Source organism: Phytoactinopolyspora alkaliphila, from assembly GCF_010550695.1.
GTDB lineage: Bacteria > Actinomycetota > Actinomycetes > Jiangellales > Jiangellaceae > Phytoactinopolyspora > Phytoactinopolyspora alkaliphila.
Genome location: NZ_JAAGOB010000002.1, coordinates 279,551 through 299,722, shown reverse-complemented (window position 1 = coordinate 299,722; position 20,172 = coordinate 279,551). Strand labels below are relative to the sequence as shown.

Here is a 20,172-nt window from a genome sequence, read left to right as displayed (position 1 = left end):
GGGCTCGAGCCCTCAGGGTGCAGGACGCAACGCCTCGTCACGCGGTCCACTCGCGGGTCAGCGGAATCCGTACCCGTGCGCCCTTGGCCACGTCGTAGCGGTAACCGCGGTCTACGTCGTCGGGGTCCAGGTAGGTCCTGATCAGCGTAGCGTCGCCGATCTCCAGCACCAGTTCGTTCCCGGTGCGGGGCCCGACGCTCTCGACGCGGTACACGGCATTGCGCTCGCCGTCGTTCTCTACGTAGATGTCCGCGCCGGTCAATGCCTTCGCATAGTTCCCGTGCAGTTCGGCGAGGTTCTCGAGCTTGACGGTCAGGTGGTTGGTGTCGCTCAACTCGGCGGTGAAGTCAGCCAGCGTGCCGACCAGCGCAGCGGGACGGCCAGACAGGGCGTTGACGCCTGCCATCTCGTCGGCACCGTGGGTGAAGCCGTACGTGACCGCGTCGCCGCGCCACGAGCACACGCCGAACGAGCCGCGGAACGTGAATCGGCTGTCCACCCGCAGCTTGACCTCGGGCCGGGCGCAGCTGACCACGTAGTCCACCCGCCCGCCGGAGAGCTCGACCTTGAGCGCCACCACCTCGTGTCCGGCGACCTCGCCGTCGATAGCGACGGCCTCGACGCGCTGCACCGCGTCGATGTTCGGCGCTCCCGCGTAAGGCTCGAGTACGGACACGAACTGGCTCGCCAGCTCGTCGCTGGAGTGCCGGTGCGAGATCAGGTACCGCAGTGACTTCGGGTTTCCCGGCTTGTTGCGGGGCGGGATGCCGTCGGCAAGGGCGACGTCGTCGGCGTCGTGCAGGGCGTGCAACCGCAGGTGGAGATCGTCCGGTGCGCCGACGTCATAGGTGTCTACGACGGACCAGTCCACGCTGAACGCGGCCGGCGGAGCGTCGTCGCGCTCCACGTTGCCCAGCCAGTCGAACCCGTTGGCGTCCGGGCGGTACGGCGCCTCGGGGGCCGGCGGCGCGATGCCGGGTCCGGCGTAGCTGCCCTCGACCCGGGCGTCGATGGAGAAGTGTGCGGAGTTAGAGTCGGCCTGCCAGGCGGTCGAGTCCGCGTCCTCGAAGTCTCCGTTCTCGATGGTCGCGCCGGAGATGGACAGGTCGTCGAAGAGGACCATGACCCCGAAGTTGCCGACCCCGCGCTTTTCATACAGCCGCAACGTGACCGTGGCCGTGGTCTTCCCGGCCAGGGCGCCGGTGACGTCCGCAGTCAGCTCGGCCCAGTCGCCGTTTCCGGCGACATCGCGCTCCGCCACCACGGTGTCGTCGATGAGCACCTGGATGAAGTGGTACCCGGCCGTGCCGGCGGCGTAGTCGTCGTAGACGCGTACGGACAGCTGGTGAGAGCCGGTCGGCTCGATGCTGATCTGCTGGCTCAGGGCGCCGTAGTCACCCGCTGTGGACGGCGTGCGCCACGGGTAGGAGATCCGCGCAGCCGCACCTTTCTGCTCGACTAACGCCAGGCCCTCCGCGGTGGCGGCGCCTTCTGCCGCATGGAAACTGAAATGATGCTCGTGCCCGCCGACCACCCGGAACACGTCCACGGCATACGCGTTGCCCTCGTCCACTTCGATCTGTGCGGTCACCCGGCGGTAGACGCTGGCCTGGGGGTACACCTTCGGGGCCTCGATATCCACCATCTGGACCCGTTCGGCCGCGCCGAATCCCCGCGGGGTGGAAACCCATTGGTGGCCCTGCTGCTTGGCGTCGACCAGGACAGTGTTGTGCGCGATGGTGTTGCTGGTCCACTCGTGCCGCCGGGCACCGCCGTCGGCGTACTCGGGATAACCCAGGTCAGGAGCCAGGTCGACGCCGAACCCGTAGAGCCCCAGGTTGAGCGTGCCCCGGTGGCCGTGCCCGTTGCTGCGGCCGTAGTAGATCCAGGCCGCGCGGGCATGCTCGGGATCTCCGGCGCGCAAGGCGGCGAAGCCGAACCCGGTGAGGTTCTCGCTGGGCCGGTTCAGCGGGCCGTGCTCGGCGACGACGGCGGCGATGCGCTGCTGCGTCCCGGCGACGTCGAGAGCGAAGACGTCACTGTAGAGGTCGTCAATCTTTCCCTCACCTGAGATATGGGCCAGCTGGGCATGCTCGATATCGCCGAAACGCTCGAACGCAGCGACGTGGTCGTTCGTTGAGCCGAACAGGCCCGGTGCACCGGTCTGCCCGGAGTCCCCGATCGAGGGCGTGTACGTGCCGAGCATGGGCAGCCGGTAGCGCATCTGGAACATCTTGCGGTACTTCGGGTGTTCGTACAGGTCAGCCTGCGGGTAGTCGGCGTAGCCGGCCAGCACGTCGGCGACGCCCTTGACGTGACCGATCCACAGGCGGTTGTAGCTAGGCGCGCCCTCGTCACCGGCTCCGTCCCGGTCCACCTTGTCGATCAGGGTCTGGTAGAAGGCTCCTCCTGTGACCCGGTAGTCCGGGTCTTGCACCCGCCCGCCGTTGGCGAAGACGAAGTCGATCCATTGCGGCGAAGCGTCGGGGTCGTCGAGGACGACGGCCGCCGACGCCAGCGTGTTCTGATGCATGCCGAAGTTGCCGAAGATCTTCGCGCTCAGCACGCCGCGGCAGGTCTCGCGCAGGATCCCGTTCTCCACATTGAGCCGGAGGTCGTCCACCGATTCCTTGGCCGGGAGCCGATGCGCTTGCGCCTTGTCCCGCAGGAAGGGAATGACGTCGAGCGTGTCCGATTCGGCGATGGCCGGGAAGAAGGCGTCGTACGCGTAGATGTAGTCCCGGATCAGGCCGGTTTCCCAGATGCACCCGACCACCTTGCCGTTGCCACTGAGGCCGTCAGAGTGGAAGTAACCGTCCGCCCGCTTGTACGGCGCGGTGTCCATGGAAGGGTAGAGGTCCGCCACCCGGTCGAGGAGGATCACCCCGGACCGTGCGTAGACGGGGTCGCCGGTGTAGAGGTAGGCGTCGCGCAGAGCCCTGATTCCGCTGGTTAGCCCTCCGCCGTCGAGCGTGTTGTACCAGAGCCCCCAGTGGACGTAGTAGGCGATGAACGTCCACTTGTTGCCGTTGTCGTCGATCCAGCCGAACCCGTCGTCCACGCCCCAGGTCGGTCCGCGGTCCGGATACAGCTCGTTGACCAGCAGGCTCTCGTCGGCAAGAGAACGGTCGAACTCGCCGTGCTCATTCAGTCCGCTGCGGTAGAAGGCGCCGAAGTCGTTGGTGGGGAAGACGTAGTCGCTGGACGGGTCGGTCAGCTTCCACGGCTGCTCGAACTCGTCGATGCGCCAGGGGTAGTTGCCGTACTCGTAGATGTCCTGGCCGGAGACGGGCGAGCCGAGGTCCTGGTTCACCGCGTAGCTGCGTGGCAGGCCCTGGCCCGTGGGCAACGCCCAGAGCCAGTCGTCGCCGGCGTCGATGTACGGCTGGGCGGTGGCGACCGCCTCGTCGCGGAGCTTGGCGGCCCAGGCGTAATCTGCGACGTTGCGCCGCGCGGCGTCGACCTTGTCGGGTGTGTAGTACGTGGCCGCGGTCTTGACCGGGGCGTCCGCGGGGTCGTGCGGCAGGTCGGCCTTCAACGGCCCGGCCTGCGCGAACGCGGAGCGCGTGATGATCGGTGGCAGGAGGGCGGAGGAGACGCCTACGAGTCCCGCTGTGCGGAGAAACGAGCGGCGGTTCCACAACGGTGGGCGGTGGTCTTCGTCCATGACAGGCTCCCAGGACATCGACGGGTCACGGGGTGGAGAAGCTGGTCATCCATGGCGATGGGGCGGTCCGCGGTGTTGGTGAGCTTATCGCAGATGGTTATTTTTTCAATACCCTCATTCCGACTTTAGGTCACGCATATTTAGGTAGCCGTAGCTCTTTGCAGCCGAAGGTCCATGCTGATGTTGGCGTCTATTTGCTGGTGAAAGACGTGCGCGCGGGGATTGCCCGGGGGTGGCGGAGCATTGCTGTTTCAGCGGAAGCGCGAATATAATCTCTGCGTAATTCCCGTCCATGGGCGTCCGTAACGCTACTCGTGATCGTTGTGACCTGGCTGGACTGAGGTGGTGAGCGTCGTGAGCTCCTCGACGTAGCGGGGGTCGAGCCAGTATTCGCCGTGTCCGGCGATGGGGGCGTCGAGCGTCGGCGGATCGAGGAGCCGGCGGTCGACCGCCGGGTCGGGGGCGCGGGGTGGATCCAGGATCCAGGCGCCGATTGGGTCGGTGTCCCGGTACAGGTTCCGCCAGCTCCCGAGATCGTGGATCAGCGCGCGCAACGTGCGCTCGTCGACATAGGCGGGGAAATGGCGCGCATACAGTCGTCGTGCCGGTGATCCGTGGGTGACGAGGTGGACGTGGCGAGCAGTGCCGGCAGGCAGCTGCAGGACCGTCGCCACGGCGAGTATGGATCCTTGCGAGTGCCCGGACAGCACGACGCGCGACTCGTCGTGGGAGTTCAGCGCGGTGATCCGTTCGACGAGGTCGGGAACCGCTCGCTCGCCGTAGGAGGGCGGCGCGAGAGGATGCGCGGCCCGGGGCCAGAAGCTGCCGATGTCCCACAGGATGCCCACGGTGCGCCGGAGCGCTGGCTTGCGGGCGCTGCTCCAGGCCAGTCCGATCAGGCCGAGCGCGAACGCGCCCATGAACCACGTGCCGAAGGCGGTGAGTGTGGACAGTGGCGGCTCCTCGATGAGCCGCCAGTTGTCGGCTCCGCCCACGTAGACGGCCAGCCCGGCGAGCAGAACCAATCCCGCCACGAGGACGACCCGTCCGACGATTCGGCCGGCTCCGTCGGTCAGCGACGCGAGGGCGACGACGAGCGCCACCCGGCGCACGGCTGGATCGGCTGGCTTGGCCGGCGCGGGCGGGTCGGCTGGGTTCGCTGTCTCCGTCGCGGCGGCATTGTGTTCCGCGGCGACCACGTCCGCCACTGGGCCGATTCGACGGGCGACGCCGAGCGCCACCAAGGCGACGATCACCAGAATGGCGGCGAAGATCACGGCCGCAGCGGCGCCGGCCCAGGCGAAGGACGGCGGCAGTACCAACGGAATGTCCGCGGACCACGCCGCCTGCCGGGTGGCGAACGGCAAGGATTCGTCCGCGATGACCAGGTTCAGCGACGCGCGTTGCGCATTCGCCGTCGCTTGGCTCAGTACCGGGTAACCGAGCAGGTCGGTGACTCGGTACGTCAGGCCGGCGGAGAAGCCTCCGGCGATGAGATAGGCGACGACGGCGACTGCGGGCGCGCCGAGCCCTCGCATGCTCACCCGGAACCCTCCTCGGCCTTGGCTCCATGGCCGCTGGACAGCCACTGTCGCGGTGAGCAAGGCAAGGATGACGATCCCGACGACGAACGTCACGAGTATCGCGGCACGCGTACCCGGCAGCCTCCCGGCGGATTCCCACGCCCCGTGATCCCACAGGGAGAACGCGACCCCGAGGATCAGGAGCACCGTCGCGACCGAACGTGCGGCCCGGGCCAGGAGCGAGTGATGTGCCCCACGCCCTGCGATACCCTCGACAGCCACCGCGACCACGGCGGTGGCCAGCGTGGCGAGGGCGGCGATACAGATCGCCACACCCACCACGCGCAGGGGGCCCGAAGCGGCGAGCGTGGTCGCGGGCCAGGCGATGGTGGCAGCCAGCAACGCGGTGGCGGCCGCCACGTGAGCCGAGCGCAAGGCGGGCAGGCCCGGGTTGCCCTTCCAGAAGGCGGCATGCGTCATCGGGCGGTCCCGCTCCGTGGCCACCGGCACCTCCGGCACCGATGTGGACCGGCGTAGAGGTTTCCGGCCGAGCATGGCGATACCCAGTACGACGAGCATCGGCACGAGCCCGGAGACGACCACCCGGCGTCCGGGTTCGGAGAGCCAGCCGTCGGTAAGTGCGGCGGTTACCGGCGACGACGAACCGCACCGCCAATGCCCGGCGCACTGCCATCCGGCGACGTCCATGGCGGCCTGCACTGCCGTGAGCACCAACGTGATGCTCAGGACCACACCGAAGAGCCTGAGCAAGGTTGCTGAGGCCCGGCCCGCAACGCTCACGAGTCGTCCGGCACCGGCCGGAATCGCGGGGAGCATCCAATGGGCCAGATTGACCAGCATGAACGGCAGCAGCATGAGCCACGCCGCGCGGGCAGCCGGTCCGGAGGTCAGATTGCCCCAGCCGTACGCCTCGAGCCGGCGGCTCTCGGTCAGGTCGGCGGACCGGCCGCCCGGATACCAGCGCCGGTAGAAACCGGCCCGCTCGTCGCCGGCCACGCGCTTGAGCAGCGGATGGTCCAGGACGGTCTCGGGAGGCGTACCGCTGACGCCGTGAACTCGCAGTTCAGTGCTGCCGTCCAGGCTCGTGTCGAGACTCGCGTCGTCGCGCACCATCCCATGTTCCCATGATCACTGGCATTGCGCGGCCCGTGCCACGGCCATTGTCGCCGCCGGCACTGACAGTGCAAGACAATGGAGTGGCTCGTAAAGTTGACTGATTCCAGAAAAGACGCGATGATCAATGTCATGCCTGCTCAGGTCGCGGAACATTCCACGCCCGAGGAGCGTCTGCGTGCGGCCGGCCTGAGGGTCACCGCTCCCAGGCTGGGCGTACTGAACGCACTCGAGACAGAGCCGCATGCGGACGCGGACACCGTGGCCAGGCATGTGCGGGCGTCGCTCGGCACGGTCTCCACGCAAGCCGTCTACGACGTGCTCCATGCCCTGACCGATGCCGGCCTCCTGCGTCGCATCGAGCCGGCCGGTTCCCCGGCGCTCTACGAGACCCGCGTCGGCGACAACCATCACCACCTGGTCTGTCGTTCGTGCGGCGTCGTCGTCGACGTCGAGTGTTCTGGAGCGGCCGTCCCCTGTCTGATCCCGGAACCGCGGCACGGCTTCACCATCGACGAAGCCGAGGTCACGTTCTGGGGTCTCTGCCCCACCTGTACCGACGAAATGAACAAGGAGAACGCGTGACACCACCTACCACGTCCAATTCCGGCGCTCCCGTCGGCAGCGACGCGCACTCGCTGACCGTAGGCCCGAACGGACCGATCGTCCTCCACGACCACTATCTGGTGGAGAAGCTTGCCCAGTTCAACCGGGAGCGCGTTCCGGAGCGTGTCGTGCACGCCAAGGGCGGCGGCGCGTTCGGCGTGCTGGAGGTGACCGAGGACGTCAGCCAGTTCACCAAGGCGGCGCTCTTCCAGCCAGGCGCCCGGACCGAGGCCGTCGCGCGGTTCTCGTCCGTGGCAGGAGAGCAGGGCAGCCCCGACACCTGGCGTGACCCCCGCGGCTTCGCGCTGAAGTTCTACACGAGTGAAGGCAACTACGACCTCGTCGGCAACAACACGCCGGTCTTCTTCCTTCGCGACACCATCAAGTTCCCCGACTTCATCCGGTCCCAGAAGCGACTGCCGGGCTCCAACCTGCGTGACCACAACATGCAGTGGGACTTCTGGACGCTCTCCCCGGAGAGCGCCCACCAGGTGACCTGGCTCATGGGTGACCGCGGGCTTCCGCGCAGCTGGCGGAACATGGACGGCTTCGGCTCGCACACGTACCAGTGGATCAATGCCGCCGGCGAGCGCTTCTGGGTCAAGTACCACTTCCGTACCGACCAGGGGCACGAGTTCCTCACCCAGGCCGACGCCGACCGGATCGCGGGAGAGGACGCCGATTACCACATCCGTGACCTGTACACCGCCATCGAGCGCGGTGACGCTCCCAGCTGGACGGTGCACGTCCAGGTGATGCCGTACGCCGATGCCGCGGACTACCGGTTCAACCCGTTCGACCTCACCAAGGTCTGGCCGAAGGGCGACTACCCGCTCATCAAGGTCGGCACCCTGCGGTTGGACCGCAATCCGGAGAACTACTTCGCGCAGATCGAGCAGGCCGCGTTCGAGCCGAGCAACTTCGTGCCCGGCATCGCCGCCAGCCCGGACAAGATGCTGCTGGGCCGGATCTTCTCCTACGCCGACGCGCACCGGTACCGGATCGGCACCAACTACGCGCAGCTTCCGGTGAATGCCCCGAAGTCCGAGGTCAACTCGTACTCCAAGGACGGCGGGATGCGGTACTCGTGGAACTCACCGGACCGGCCCGTCTACGCGCCGAACAGCCACGGCGGCCCGGCTGCCGATCCGTCGCTGGTGGGCGACGCCGGCTGGGAGTCCGACGGTGAGCTCGTCCGGGCCGCCGCCACGCTGCACTCGGAGGACGACGACTTCGTCCAGGCCGGCACGCTCGTACGCGAGGTGCTCGACGACGCAGCGCGGGACCGGCTGGTGAACAACATCGCCGGGCACGTCAGCGAGGTCACCTCCGACGAGCTCCGCCAGCGCGTGTTCGCGTACTGGCGCAACGTGGACGAAATGCTCGGCAAGCGTGTCGAAGAGGCGCTCGCGAGCTGATCGTGCCAGGCGGGCGGACACTGGCGCCGGCGTTCTTGCCGGCTCCCGGTGTCTGCCCGTCGTCTGCCTGCCGGCGCGCTGTGTCGATGTGGATCAGATGGCGCAGTGGGCCTGTTCCGCAGCATGAGGTCACCTGATCATTTCGAGTCCAGCATGTGGGACGCGATCAGATGCACAAGTACCGTTCCACCACGGGTATGAGGTCACCTGATCGTCGTCGTGCAAAAGATCAGGTGAGAGAACGGAGATCAGGTGGCCAACTCGGGGTGGGGGGAGTGCGGGCGGCCATGAGGCGGTTGCGAGAATGAGGCAGTGAGCAACGACGACGCTCCCCGCAGTGCTGAACTATTCGACCGTGCCCGGGCAGTCACCCCCGGTGGCGTCAACTCGCCGGTGCGGGCGTTCAAGGCCGTCGGCGGTACGCCTCGGTTCATCGAGCGGGCCAGCGGCCCCTACATCTACGACGCCGACGGGCGGGAATACGTCGACCTCGTGTGCTCGTGGGGGCCGATGATCCTCGGGCACGCCCACCCTGCAGTTGTCGGCGCCGTCCAGGCTCAGGTGGCTCGAGGGGTCTCCTACGGCACGCCCACCCGGCCCGAGGTCGAGCTCGCCGAGGAGATCATCTCCCGCACCAGCGTGGAGCAGGTCCGCCTCGTCACCAGTGGAACCGAAGCGACCATGAGCGCCGTCCGGCTGGCCCGCGGCTACACGGGCCGGAGCAAGGTGGTCAAGTTCGCGGGCCACTACCACGGCCACGTCGACGCCCTGCTGGCGTCCGCGGGAAGCGGTGTGGCCACCCTGGGCCTGCCGGGTACCCCTGGCGTCACCCAGGCCAGCGCCGCCGACACCATCGTCCTGCCGTACAACGACCCGGAAGCGGTCAAAGCAGCCTTCGCCGAACACGGCGACTCCATCGCATGTGTCATCGCCGAGGCCGCCGCCGGCAACATGGGAGCGGTGCCGCCGGCTGAAGGCTTCAACGCCTACCTCCGCGAGACCACCCGCGCCCACGGCGCCCTGCTCATCCTCGACGAGGTGATGACCGGATTCCGGGTCTCTCGATCCGGGTGGTACGGCCTGGACGGGGTGGCCGCCGACCTGACCACGTTCGGCAAGGTCATGGGTGGGGGCTTCCCCGCGGCCGCCTTCGGCGGGCGCGCCGAGGTCATGGCGCAGCTGGCACCCGCCGGCCCCGTGTACCAGGCGGGAACCCTGGCCGGAAACCCGGTGGCGACGACGGCCGGCCTCACCACATTGCGGCTGGCCGACGACGCCGTCTACGCCCACCTGAACCGGACAGTCCACGCCATCGGCGGCCTCGTGCGGGAAGCGCTGGACGCGGCCGGCGTCCCCCATCTGCTGCAGTTCGCGGGGAACTTGTTCACCGTGTTTTTCGTCGATCCAGGCGAGACCGTCAGCGACTTCGAGACGGCGCAGCGCACGGATACCCGCCGGTATGCGGCGTTCTTCACCCGGATGCTGGAAGGCGGGGTCTACCTGCCCCCGTCGGCGTTCGAAGCATGGTTCGTCAGCTCGGCGCACGACGACGACGCACTGGCGCGAATCGCGGACGCGCTGCCCGCCGCCGCCGAGGCCGCGGCGAAGACAACGGAGCGAACGACCCCGTGATCTTCAAGGAATCAGCTGGGTCATGAGACAGCCGATCGGTCGATGATCATGGGACAGGACGAGTGAGGGGTTCATGGCGACCACGAAGATTCACCTGCTGCGCCACGGCGAGGTGCACAATCCGGGCAAGGTGCTGTATGGGCGCCTGTCCGGCTACCACCTCTCCGAACGTGGCACGGCGATGGCCGAGCGGGTCGCCGAAGTGGTGGCTGACCGGGATATCGTCGCACTGGTCACTAGCCCGCTCGAACGGGCTGTCGAGACCGTCGCGCCCATAGCCGCCGCGCTCGGGCTCACCCCGCGGCTCGACGAGGACCTCATTGAGGCTTCCAACAACTTCGAGGGGCTGACGTTCGGCGTCGGAGACGGCTCGTTGCGCAAGCCCCGGCACTGGCGACAGCTGCGCAACCCCTTCCGCCCGTCCTGGGGCGAGCCGTACCTGGAGATCGCGGCGCGGATGCGAGCGGCGATGGACCGCGCCCGGAATGAGGCCGAGGGGCATGAGGCGCTCCTCGTCTCCCATCAGCTGCCCATCTGGACGGTCCGGTCCGCCATTGAGGGCCGCCGGCTCTGGCACGATCCGCGCAGACGCGAATGCGCGCTGGCCAGCCTCACCACCTTCACCTACGACGGTGCCTCGATCGTCTCCGTCGCGTACAGCGAGCCCGCGGCCGACCTGTTGCCAGAGTCGGGCACGTCGTTCACGGCAGGGGCGTGATGAACGCCGGGAAGAGGTTGCTGGCGGCGTCGCTGCTGCTTCTCGGCCTGGCCGGCTGTTCTGACGGTCAGGTGACCCGAGACGGGGACGCCGACAACATCGGCTACATCGAGGGCGACGGCGTCGTGAGCATCATCCCGCCGGAAGAGCGAGAGCCCGCGCCGGATTTCGGCGGCGAGTTGCTGGCCGACGGCGGTACTTTCGAGCTGGCTGAGGCTCAGGGTGACGTCGTCGTGATCAACGTCTGGGGCTCCTGGTGCCCGCCGTGCCGTAAGGAAGCGCCGGACCTGCAAGCTGTGCACGAAGAGCTGGCCGACGACGGCGTGCGCTTCATCGGCGTCAACACCCGCGACGGCCAGACCGAGACCGCGGCACTGGCGTTCGAGCGGGAGTTCGGCATCACCTATCCGAGCGTGTTCGATCCCGATGGTCAGGCGCTGCTCGCCTTCCGCGCGACGCTTCCACCCCAGGCGATTCCCAGTACCCTCGTCATCGACCGGGAGGGCCGGATGGCCGCGCGGGTGCTCGGCCCGATCGGGCGGGCCTCGCTGCGTGACTTGGTGTCGGACATCGCCGCTGAAGACTCCAGCGGCGGGTAGCGATGGGAACGACGTTCGGTGAGACGGTGCTGTCGGGGTCGCTGCTGCTGGCGATCCCCGTGGCCGTGCTCGCCGGACTGGTGTCGTTCCTGTCCCCGTGCGTACTGCCGCTCGTTCCGGGCTATCTCGGCTACGTGACCGGACTCTCCGGCTCCGAGCTGTCCCGTGGCAGCCGTGGCCGGCTTGTCCTCGGCGTCAGCTTGTTCATCCTCGGCTTCGGGCTCGTATTCGTCTCCTACGGGCTGCTCTTCGGCGGCCTGGGGAGCACGTTGCGTCAGCATGCCGACGTGATCACCCGGGTGATGGGGGTGGTGACCATCGGCCTGGGGCTGGCCTTCGCAGGCTGGCTTCCCGGGCTGACCAGGCAATGGAAGACGCAGGCCAAGCCTGCCGTCGGACTGGCCGGAGCCCCGGCCCTCGGGGTCGTGTTCGGCCTCGGATGGACGCCGTGCATGGGCCCCACCCTCGCGGCTGTGCAGTTTCTTGCCTTCGACGAGGCCAATGCCGCACGAGGAGCGTTGCTCTCTTTCATGTACACCGTCGGGCTGGGGCTGCCGTTCTTGCTCGCCGCGCTGGCGTATCGCCGCTCCATGACGACGTTCGCCTGGCTGCGCCGGCATCAGGTCGCGCTGGTCCGTTTCGGCGGAGCGATGCTCGTGGTTGTCGGGCTTCTGCTTGTCACCGGGTTGTGGGGTGAGCTCATGGCGCACATGCAGGGCTGGATCAGCGGGTTCGAGGTGGCGGTATGACAAGCCGGCGCGGCACCGTGTCCACCGGTGCTGAACAGGGTCCCGATCCCGCGGACCGCGGCCCGGAAGGGCGGCTGGTCCCCGGCCAGGTGAGCAGCGGCGAGCAGAAGCGCCCACCGGCACTGAACACCGTGGAGTTCGCCCGCTGGGCGTGGCGTCAGTTCACGTCGATGCGCGTGGCGCTCATTTTGCTGTTCCTGCTGGCCATGGCAGCCATCCCTGGTTCTGTCATCCCCCAGTCCGGCGTCGACCCGCTCGAGGTCAGGGACTTCCGGGCGCGCAATCCCGGCCTGGCGGACTGGTATGACCGGCTGAGCCTGTTCGACGTCTACTCGGCGCCCTGGTTCGCGGCGATCTATCTGGCTCTGCTGGTGTCGCTGGTGGGCTGCATCCTGCCCCGCTCGTGGCACCACTGGAAGGCGATGCGAGCACAGCCTCCGCGCACCCCGAGCCGGCTGGCCCGGATGCCCGTGCACCGGACGGCCACCGTGACCGCACCTCCCGGGGAGGTCCTCGACGCCGCCCACGCGGAACTGCGACGCCGGCGGTTCCGGGTCGCTGAAATGCGCGAGGGCGACGACGCGGTCTCCGCCGAGGCGGGCCATCTGCGGGAGACCGGCAACCTGGTCTTCCACCTTTCGCTGGTGGTGGTCCTGCTCGCGGTGGCGCTCGGCGGCTTGTTCGGCTACCGCGGCACGGTGCTCGTTCCGGAAGGCAACGGCTTCGCGAACTCGGTGGTCCAGTACGACAACCTGTCTTCCGGGACGATGTTCGACCCCATCGACCTGCCGCCGTTCTCGCTGCGGGTCGAGAGGTTCTCGATGGACTTCATCGACGCCGGCCCCCACATCGGTCTGCCGGAAGACTACGAGGCGACGGTGAGTCTTGTCCGCGAACCCGGCGCCGAACCCGAGGAACACTCCATCCGGGTCAACGAGCCGCTCAACGTGAACGGCACACTCGTCCACATCCTCAACCCCGGCTACGCGCCAGCCATCACCGTCCGCGACGCAGCGGGTGAGGTCCTGGCCGAGGGGCCGGTGCCGTTCCTGCCGCAGGACGACAATTTCACCTCGACGGGTGTCCTCAAGGTGCCGGTGGCGGACGAGGCAGGGCCGGACATCGGGCTGGAGGGCCTCTTCCTGCCGACCGCCTATGTCGACGGCACGGGCATGCGTTCCATCTTCCCGGAGCCACGGCAGCCCGAGCTGTACATCACCGCGTTCTACGGTGACCTCGGGATCGACGACGGCACGCCGCAGTCGATCTACCGCTTGAACCAGGAGAACCTGGAACAGTTCGAGGACGACGGCCAGCCGTTCGCGGCCGTCCTCACCCCCGGTGAGACCGCGGAACTGCCCGGCGGCAGCGGTTTCGTCACTTTCGACGGGTACGTCACCTGGGTGAACCTGCAGGTTTCGCGGAACTCGGGCAAAGAGATCGCCCTATTGGGAGCCGTGCTCGCGGTAGCCGGCCTGGCTGGTTCGCTCTACGTGCGCCGTCGCAGGGTATGGGTGCGTGTCACCGCCGCCGGCGACGGGCGTACCGTGGTCGAAGCCGCAGGGTTGCATCGTTCCGAGGGCGGAAACCTCGGCGACGAGGTCGAGGAGGTCCTCGACGCGGTTCGGCGCAGAGTCAACACAGGTGAGAAACGGCAGGAGACCTGATGGATCTCGACGCGATTGCCGAGTGGAGCCGGTACGTGGTCGGCGCCGCTCTCTTCGTCTATCTCGGGGCCTGGCTCGGCTTCAGCTCGGAGATGGGTCTGCGGACCCGGCTGCGCACCGAGGCAGCGAACGTTGGTGGGGTGCGCTCGGGCGAACTCGCCGCCGTGTCGGCGGAGACGTCGGTCACCGCTCGTACGGCGCAGGAAGCGGGCGACGACGCCCGGCCCCGCGAAGAAGGCGGAACGGCGCAGGTGCGGCAGCTGGCCGAGCAGGCCGACAGCCGCGGCCGGGCGGGGCGCGCCTGCCTGGTAGTGGCCACCGTGGTGCTGGCCGTGGGTGTGGTGATGCGCGGGGTCGGCACCGGCCGGTTCCCGTGGGGCAACATGCACGAGTTCTCCATCACAGCCGGCCTGGTCGCCTCGATCGCCTTCATCTATCTGGGTCGCACCGCCGCTGGGCGGATCGTGACGGCCTGGGGCTCCCTGATCGTGTTCATCACCCTCGGTCTCGCCGTGACGTTGTTGTATGTGCCGCCTGGTCCGCTGGTGCCTGCGCTGCAGTCGTACTGGCTGATCGTGCATGTCGGCTGCGCCGTGGTCGCCTTTGGGCTCTTCACCGTGGCGGCGGTCGTCCAGGCGATGCAGATCATCGCCGAACGCGCCGGGCGCAGGGGGCAGGTCACCGGGTTCGCGGCGTCGCTACCGGCGTCGTCGACCCTCGACCGGCTGGGATACCGGCTGACAGCCATCGGCTTTCCGATTTGGACCGTGGGCCCACTGATTCTCGGGGCCATCTGGGCCGAGGTCTCGTGGGGTCGCTACTGGGACTGGGACCCCAAGGAGGTGTGGGCGCTGATCACCTGGCTTGTGTATGCCGCCTACCTCCACGCCCGCGCTACCGCTGGCTGGAAGGGGTCCAAGGCCTCGGTGGTCGGACTGATCGGATTCGCCACCGCGCTGTTCAGCTACTTCGGAGTCAACATCTTCTTCGGCGGCATGCACGTCTACGGCGGCCTCTGAGGTCCAGCGGGAGTCCTCGTGGCCCGGGGCGCCTGTCAGCGGGCGTCGTCGTCGCCGCCGTCGCCGCGTTTGCGCAGCTCTTCCTCGGCGCCGCCGTCCTCCCGCTTGGGCTTCTTCTTCTCGTCCGGAGCGCCGGCCCCGGGGTCCGGCACATTGGGGTCGGGGTGCTGCTTGCGGTACTCCTCTTCGCGGCGCCGCAAGCTCTCTTCCCACTCGTTCAGCAGCTTCTCGTGCTCGTCATCCAGATTGCGTAGCTCGCGGAGGAACTCGGGGTTGTCGTCAGGCGGGAGGGGTGCAGCCTTGGGCGCGGCGGGTCTCGGCCTGGGCTGGGCGCCCGGCTTCCCGGTGACCAGCCACAGAATGGGCCCGACCACCGGGATCAGCAAGATGATGGCCATCCACGCAGGCTTGTTCAACGACCGGATCCTGGCGGAGTCCGTCTGCAGGCAGTCGATGAGCGCGTAGACAGCCAGAATGAGCGCCACGACCACCGGCAATACGCGGGCCACTACGGGACCTCCTCGTTGAACTCAAGCTTCTTACCCACCCAGCCTAAGCTAGATACCCTCCCACGCCCACTGCGGGCAACTGGTAGCTGTTTCGCTGGTCCGGCCTCGCTCCCGAAGCCGAACGACGAGCGGGCCGGACGTGGATGGACCGGATACACCTAGAGGAGCGCCGGAGCCACCTCGCGCTCGAACAACTCGACGCTGCCAAGGTCATGAGCGGCGTCGAAGAAGTAACAGACCGCATACGTCATTCCGGCGTCTCTCATCGTGGCCAGCGCCTCGGTGACCTGCGCGGGTGTGCCCACCGTGGGGCTGTTGCGAAGATTCGTGAGTGTGCTCTGGATCTCACCTTCGGCAACGAACGGACGATGGGCCTCGGCGAGCTGAGTCAGTTTGTCCTCGACATCGGACTCCGTCTCGCCGAGGACGGTAGTGATGTTCGCCGAGCGAGTGATCGAGTCGAAGTCGGTTCCCAGCTCGCGGCAATGCTGGGCCAGCACCTCGGATTTGTGCGTGAACTGCTCGACGTCGCTGCCGCCGAAGTTCGTATACCGCGTGTAGCTGGCACCGTCGACGACATCACCGCCACGGGCATGCTTGGCCGCGATACGCAGCGTGACCTTCTCCCCGCCGCCGGCGATCCACAGCGGAATGCCCTCATCCTGCAATGGCAGCGGCCGGCAGATGGCGCCGTCGACCGTGTAGTGCTTGCCGTCCAGCGTGGCGGTGCCGCTGTTCCAGAGCTGACGCATGATCTGCACGCCCTCGTCCAGCATCGCCAGCCGCTCACCCGCACGGGGGAACCCGTAGCCGTACGCTCGCCACTCGTGCTCGTACCAGCCGGCGCCGATGCCCATCTCGGTGCGTCCGCCGGAGACGATGTCCACCGTCGCGGCAACTTTGGCCAGGTACGCCGGGTTGCGGTACGCCATGCACGTACACATCTGACCCAGCCGGACCCGCTCGGTCGACGCCCCGAGCGCGGCCATCAGGGTCCATGCCTCGTGGGTCGCCTGGTCGGTGGGCACGGGGGTGGTGTGGAAGTGGTCGTATACCCAGATCGACTCGAACGTGGTGCCTTGATCTGCATGCTCAGCCACCCGCATCATGGCATCCCAGTGTTCAGCTGGTTCGATACCGACGAGGTCTAGTCGCCAGCCTTGCGGAATGAAGAGCCCGAAGCGCATAGTCATGCCGTCCAACTTACGTGCCGGCTCGTCTCACGCTTGCCTGGGTCCACAGGGTGGTGACCCACGACGTACCCTGGATATCACCATGGCTGTTCTGCGTTACACCCTCCTCAGGGCCCTGATCCTCGTGGTCGTGGGCTCGCTGGCCTGGCTGCTCGGATTCCGCGGGTTCTGGCTGCTGTTCGTCGCCGTCTTCGTGTCCGGCCTGGTCAGCATCTTCGTCCTGCGTGCCAGCCGGGACCAGGTCTCCGCCACCCTGGACCGGCGGCTGGCCACCATCAACCAGCGCCTCCAGCACCGCACGGCTGCCGAGGACGCATGGGATGAGGCCCAGCGAAGGGCGGAGGCCGACGACGTGCCCCGTTCCGGTCCCGGTGGCCGGCACGGGGCTGAACAGGGCCCGGGCCCCAAGGAAGACGGCCATCCGTCATCTCCGTGAATTGACCGCCAGCCAGGGTGTCAGCTGAGGAACAGCCCCACGGTGAGCAGGCTCGCGAACAGCAATCCGGTGAAGCTTGTGCCCTGCAGCGCGGGTATGAGTGCCGGACCCTCGTCGCCGCGGAGGACCGGCACGGTGACTCGCGCGGTCATCGGGATAGCCAGCAGTGCCAGCGCCACCCACGGATCAGCGGTGACGATCATCGGCAGCGCCAGAACGAACGGCGCCGTCATCAGTCCGGCGTAGAGCAGGCGACTGCGTTGCTGGCCGAGGAAGACGGCCAGCGTGCGCTTACCCGCTCCCGCGTCCTTCGGGGCGTCACGGATGTTGTTGACCAGCAGCAGGGCACATGCGCTGCTGCCGACGGCCGCCCCCGCGAGCACCGACGAAGCGCTGATCTGTCCGGTCTGGACGAACGTCGTCCCACCGACGGCGACCAGCCCGAAGAAGACGAAGACGGAGAGCTCGCCCATCCCCCGATAGCCGTATGGCCGGGATCCACCTGTGTAATACCACGCGGCCGCGACGGCGGCGGCACCCACCGCGAGCAGCCACCACTCGGCTGTAAGCACCACGAGGACGAGGCCGCACAGCGCGGCCACACCGAAGGAGACCCAGGCCGCGGCTTTCACCGTGGCCGCGCGAACCGCGCCGGAGCCGACGAGCCGGAACGGGCCGACCCGGTCGTCGTCGGTCCCCCGGACGCCGTCGGAGTAGTCGTTCGCGAAGTTCACGCCGATCTGCAGCGCGACGGCGACGGCGAGTGCGAGCAGCGCACGCCCGATGTGCACCGACCCGGCGGCGGCCGCCGCCCCGGTGCCGACGAGAACGGGCGAGACGGCCGCGGGCAGCGTCCGCGGGCGGGTGCCCTGCACCCACTGGGTAGACGTCGCCATCAGACCTCGGTGTTTTGGTTGGTAGCCAGCTGCCGGGCAAGCGCGCGGCGATCCGGCTTTCCGCTGGGCAGGGTGGGCAGCGAATCCAGCTGCACCAGATCTTTCGGAGCGTATGCGGCAGGAGCCTGCCGCATCACATGGGCGCGGACGGACTCGAGCCGTGGTGGCTGGTCGGTGTCCTCCGCTACGACAGCCGCGATGACGCGTTGCCCCCACTCCGGGTCCGTGACTGCGACGGCCAGCGCCTCGCGCACCGCCGGGTGCGTCGCCACCACGCGATCCACGGCGGCCAGCGGAACGTTCACCCCGCCGGAGACCGCGACGTCGTCGACCCGGCCGACCACCTCGACGGTGCCGTCGGCCTTGTAGTGGCCGATGTCCGTGGTGACGTACCAGCCGTCGACGAACGTCTCGGTGCTCAATTCGGGGCGGAGCCGATATCCGCTGGCCAGCATCGGCCCACGCAGCCGGACGCGGCCGTCGTCGTCGACGGCGAGCTCGACGTCGTCCAGAGGGCGGCCGTCGTACACACAACCGCCGCAGGTCTCGGTGGTGCCGTATGTGGTCACGACAGGGATTCCGGCTGACCTGGCACGGTCCAGCAGTTCAGAGCTGATGGCCGAACCGCCGACCAGGACGGCATCGTATCCGGAAAGGGCCGCGACCGCGGCGTCACCGCCGTCGAGCAGGGCGGCGAGCTGGCGCGCGACCAAGGCGGTGTAGCGGCGTCCAGAGCCGGAGCCGAACAAGCGCACCGACGCCGCGGCGAACAGCTCGGGATCGAAGCCCTGCGACAGGTCGAGCGCCACCGGCTGGGTGCCCGCGACGTACGAGCGGGCCAGGACCATGAGCCCGGCGACGTGCGTGGCCGGTAGGGCGAGCAGCCAGCGGCCCGGACCGCCGAGCCGCCGCACGCTGGCGGTGGCGGATGCCTGAATCGCATCGGCGCTGAGCAGGACTCCCTTGGGTTCGCCCGTGGAGCCGGAGGTGGGGACGATCAGGGCGGCGTCGTCCTCTGCCGGTTCGTCCGGACGCAGAGCGTCCAGCAGCTGCTCGCGTACCGGCTCCGGATGCGTCGGAATGGGCAGCAGTGCGTGGCCGCCCTCCAGTGCCGCGGTGACGGCGGGAAAGAGCCGGGGAACGACGGCGGGAGTCAGCGGCACGTCGATCACTTGGAGTGAACGTGTCGCAGACGTGGTCGTCACGGGAGTCGATCTCTGCATCGCGTAGTCCAGCTTAGAGAGGTTCCCGCCGTCCGTCACCTTCGCCGCCACCACCGCCCGCTGCCAAATGATCATGTAAACCATGTTTTTTCGTGCGATACCAGGTCTGCAGGCCTGGTGAAGCACGAGAAAACATGGTTTACATGATCATTTAGCAGCAGATGGCGCAGTCAGTAATACCAGGGGAAACGCGACCAGTCCGGCGGGCGCTTCTCGAGGAACGCGTCGCGGCCCTCGACGGCCTCCTCCGTCATATATGCCAGCCGGGTCGCCTCACCCGCGAAGACCTGCTGCCCCACCATGCCGTCGTCTATCGCATTGAACGCGAACTTGAGCATGCGCTGGGCGGTGGGGCTCTTGCCGTTGATGCGCGCAGCCCACTCGAGCGCCACGTCCTCCAGCTCCGCGTGCGGAACCACGGCGTTGACCATCCCCATTCGATGGGCGTCGGCGGCGGAGTACTCGTCCCCGAGGAAGAAGATCTCCCGGGCGAACTTCTGTCCAACCTGGCGAGCCAGGTACGCCGAGCCGTAGCCACCGTCGAACGACCCGACGTCGGCGTCGGTCTGCTTGAACCGTCCGTACTCGGCGCTGGCGAGGGTGAGGTCGCACACGACGTGCAGGCTGTGGCCACCGCCGGCCGCCCATCCGGGGACGACGGCGACGACGACCTTCGGCATCGTCCGGATCAGCCGCTGCACTTCGAGGATGTGCAGGCGGCCTGCGCGGGCCGGATCGTCGGGCGATGCGGCGTACCGGTATCCGTCTCGCCCACGTACCCGCTGGTCACCGCCGGAGCAGAAGGCCCAGCCGCCGTCTTTCGGGGACGGTCCGTTGCCGGTCAGCAGCACGCAGCCCACGTCGGGTGTCATCCGGGCGTGGTCGAGGGCACGGTACAGCTCGTCGACCGTATGTGGCCGGAACGCGTTGCGGACCTCGGGCCGGTCGAACGCTACCCGAACCGTTCCCTGGTCGTGCGCGCCGGCGACGTGGCGGTGATACGTGATGTCGGTGAAGTCGAAGCCCTCCACAGGGCGCCACCGATCGGGGTCGAAGGGTGTGCTGGTCACACCGGTCACTGTACGGGCCACGCCGGTGGTCCGCCTGCGCCACCCCGGAGCAGCACGGATCTGGACCGGCTGTGCCGATCACCGCGTTGAGGACCCTGGCCGGTGCCATGTTC

17 protein-coding genes are annotated in these 20,172 nt (G+C 68.1%); 10 read left to right on the top strand and 7 right to left on the bottom strand.

The annotated features are described in order from the left end of the window. Positions 1 to 37: 37 nt before the first annotated feature. Positions 38 to 3,667, bottom strand: coding sequence for a heparinase II/III domain-containing protein (locus tag G1H11_RS04395; RefSeq protein ID WP_216843438.1), 3,630 nt, complete (start codon positions 3,665 to 3,667; stop codon positions 38 to 40). Between the two features lie 32 nt (positions 3,668 to 3,699). Here G1H11_RS04395 and G1H11_RS04390 point away from each other — a divergent pair, with 32 nt between their 5' ends. Beyond that, a complete protein-coding gene (locus G1H11_RS04390; RefSeq protein ID WP_163816420.1) occupies positions 3,700 to 3,939 on the top strand; it encodes a hypothetical protein in 240 nt (79 codons plus the stop codon). A gap of 36 nt (positions 3,940 to 3,975) precedes the next feature. Here G1H11_RS04390 and G1H11_RS04385 read toward each other — a convergent pair whose 3' ends face one another. Next, positions 3,976 to 6,324: a hypothetical protein gene (locus G1H11_RS04385; RefSeq protein WP_163816418.1), complete on the bottom strand. Its 2,349-nt coding sequence runs from the start codon at positions 6,322 to 6,324 to the stop codon at positions 3,976 to 3,978. Positions 6,325 to 6,456: 132 nt separating this feature from the next. On the opposite strand from G1H11_RS04385, the gene G1H11_RS04380 reads away from it, so the two are divergent. The 8 genes from G1H11_RS04380 (at position 6,457) to ccsB (ending at position 14,732) form a co-directional block, all read left to right on the top strand. Further along, on the top strand, positions 6,457 to 6,909 hold the full coding sequence (locus G1H11_RS04380) for a Fur family transcriptional regulator (protein WP_163816416.1): 453 nt from the start codon (positions 6,457 to 6,459) through the stop codon (positions 6,907 to 6,909). Further along, entirely contained in the window at positions 6,906 to 8,348 is a 1,443-nt protein-coding gene (locus G1H11_RS04375) for a catalase (RefSeq protein WP_163816414.1), read from the top strand. Before G1H11_RS04380 ends, G1H11_RS04375 begins: the two co-directional genes overlap by 4 nt. A gap of 312 nt (positions 8,349 to 8,660) precedes the next feature. Continuing rightward, complete coding sequence (gene hemL, locus G1H11_RS04370) at positions 8,661 to 9,980, top strand: glutamate-1-semialdehyde 2,1-aminomutase (protein ID WP_163816412.1); 1,320 nt, start codon at positions 8,661 to 8,663, stop codon at positions 9,978 to 9,980. Between the two features lie 73 nt (positions 9,981 to 10,053). Further along, a complete protein-coding gene (locus tag G1H11_RS04365; protein WP_163816410.1) occupies positions 10,054 to 10,698 on the top strand; it encodes a histidine phosphatase family protein in 645 nt (214 codons plus the stop codon). Next, the gene (locus tag G1H11_RS04360) at positions 10,698 to 11,297 is read left to right on the top strand and encodes a TlpA family protein disulfide reductase (protein WP_163816408.1); all 600 of its coding nucleotides are present in this window, start codon (positions 10,698 to 10,700) and stop codon (positions 11,295 to 11,297) included. The genes G1H11_RS04365 and G1H11_RS04360 overlap by 1 nt, the downstream gene beginning before the upstream one ends. Positions 11,298 to 11,299: 2 nt before the next feature. Then, the gene (locus tag G1H11_RS04355) at positions 11,300 to 12,046 is read left to right on the top strand and encodes a cytochrome c biogenesis CcdA family protein (RefSeq protein ID WP_163816406.1); all 747 of its coding nucleotides are present in this window, start codon (positions 11,300 to 11,302) and stop codon (positions 12,044 to 12,046) included. After that, complete coding sequence (gene resB / locus G1H11_RS04350; RefSeq protein WP_163816404.1) at positions 12,043 to 13,713, top strand: cytochrome c biogenesis protein ResB; 1,671 nt, start codon at positions 12,043 to 12,045, stop codon at positions 13,711 to 13,713. Before G1H11_RS04355 ends, resB begins: the two co-directional genes overlap by 4 nt. Then, positions 13,713 to 14,732 (top strand): c-type cytochrome biogenesis protein CcsB, encoded by a 1,020-nt coding sequence (gene ccsB, locus G1H11_RS04345; RefSeq protein ID WP_163816402.1) that lies wholly within the window; start codon positions 13,713 to 13,715, stop codon positions 14,730 to 14,732. The genes resB and ccsB overlap by 1 nt, the downstream gene beginning before the upstream one ends. A 35-nt stretch (positions 14,733 to 14,767) precedes the next feature. Here the strand turns inward: ccsB and G1H11_RS04340 are convergent, their stop codons facing one another. Together G1H11_RS04340 and G1H11_RS04335 are read right to left on the bottom strand one after the other, a co-directional pair. Next, a complete protein-coding gene (locus G1H11_RS04340; protein WP_216843437.1) occupies positions 14,768 to 15,241 on the bottom strand; it encodes a PLD nuclease N-terminal domain-containing protein in 474 nt (157 codons plus the stop codon). Between the two features lie 158 nt (positions 15,242 to 15,399). Continuing rightward, positions 15,400 to 16,428, bottom strand: a complete 1,029-nt coding sequence (locus G1H11_RS04335) for a TIGR03560 family F420-dependent LLM class oxidoreductase (RefSeq protein ID WP_163817053.1) — start codon at positions 16,426 to 16,428, stop codon at positions 15,400 to 15,402. Between the two features lie 88 nt (positions 16,429 to 16,516). On the opposite strand from G1H11_RS04335, the gene G1H11_RS04330 reads away from it, so the two are divergent. Continuing rightward, positions 16,517 to 16,870 (top strand): DUF4229 domain-containing protein, encoded by a 354-nt coding sequence (locus G1H11_RS04330; RefSeq protein WP_163816400.1) that lies wholly within the window; start codon positions 16,517 to 16,519, stop codon positions 16,868 to 16,870. A gap of 20 nt (positions 16,871 to 16,890) precedes the next feature. Here G1H11_RS04330 and G1H11_RS04325 read toward each other — a convergent pair whose 3' ends face one another. From G1H11_RS04325 to G1H11_RS04315, 3 genes are all read right to left on the bottom strand, one after another. Then, a complete protein-coding gene (locus tag G1H11_RS04325; protein ID WP_163816398.1) occupies positions 16,891 to 17,766 on the bottom strand; it encodes a 1,4-dihydroxy-2-naphthoate polyprenyltransferase in 876 nt (291 codons plus the stop codon). Beyond that, positions 17,766 to 19,064, bottom strand: coding sequence for an o-succinylbenzoate--CoA ligase (gene menE / locus G1H11_RS04320; RefSeq protein WP_216843435.1), 1,299 nt, complete (start codon positions 19,062 to 19,064; stop codon positions 17,766 to 17,768). Before menE ends, G1H11_RS04325 begins: the two co-directional genes overlap by 1 nt. Before the next feature lie 95 nt (positions 19,065 to 19,159). Then, a complete protein-coding gene (locus G1H11_RS04315; protein WP_163816396.1) occupies positions 19,160 to 20,059 on the bottom strand; it encodes a 1,4-dihydroxy-2-naphthoyl-CoA synthase in 900 nt (299 codons plus the stop codon). Between the last annotated feature and the right edge of the window lie 113 nt (positions 20,060 to 20,172).

What these genes read in the sequence shown, in the direction of transcription:
- menE (WP_216843435.1), bottom strand. Translation starts at nt 19,064, where the DNA reads ATGATCATTTGGCAGCGGGCGGTGGTGGCGGCGAAGGTGACGGACGGC.
- G1H11_RS04355 (WP_163816406.1), top strand. Translation starts at nt 11,300, where the DNA reads ATGGGAACGACGTTCGGTGAGACGGTGCTGTCGGGGTCGCTGCTGCTG.
- G1H11_RS04330 (WP_163816400.1), top strand. Translation starts at nt 16,517, where the DNA reads ATGGCTGTTCTGCGTTACACCCTCCTCAGGGCCCTGATCCTCGTGGTC.
- resB (WP_163816404.1), top strand. Translation starts at nt 12,043, where the DNA reads ATGACAAGCCGGCGCGGCACCGTGTCCACCGGTGCTGAACAGGGTCCC.
- G1H11_RS04380 (WP_163816416.1), top strand. Translation starts at nt 6,457, where the DNA reads ATGCCTGCTCAGGTCGCGGAACATTCCACGCCCGAGGAGCGTCTGCGT.
- G1H11_RS04360 (WP_163816408.1), top strand. Translation starts at nt 10,698, where the DNA reads ATGAACGCCGGGAAGAGGTTGCTGGCGGCGTCGCTGCTGCTTCTCGGC.
- G1H11_RS04365 (WP_163816410.1), top strand. Translation starts at nt 10,054, where the DNA reads ATGGCGACCACGAAGATTCACCTGCTGCGCCACGGCGAGGTGCACAAT.
- G1H11_RS04335 (WP_163817053.1), bottom strand. Translation starts at nt 16,428, where the DNA reads ATGCGCTTCGGGCTCTTCATTCCGCAAGGCTGGCGACTAGACCTCGTC.
- G1H11_RS04385 (WP_163816418.1), bottom strand. Translation starts at nt 6,324, where the DNA reads ATGGTGCGCGACGACGCGAGTCTCGACACGAGCCTGGACGGCAGCACT.
- G1H11_RS04325 (WP_163816398.1), bottom strand. Translation starts at nt 17,766, where the DNA reads ATGGCGACGTCTACCCAGTGGGTGCAGGGCACCCGCCCGCGGACGCTG.
- ccsB (WP_163816402.1), top strand. Translation starts at nt 13,713, where the DNA reads ATGGATCTCGACGCGATTGCCGAGTGGAGCCGGTACGTGGTCGGCGCC.
- G1H11_RS04395 (WP_216843438.1), bottom strand. Translation starts at nt 3,667, where the DNA reads ATGGACGAAGACCACCGCCCACCGTTGTGGAACCGCCGCTCGTTTCTC.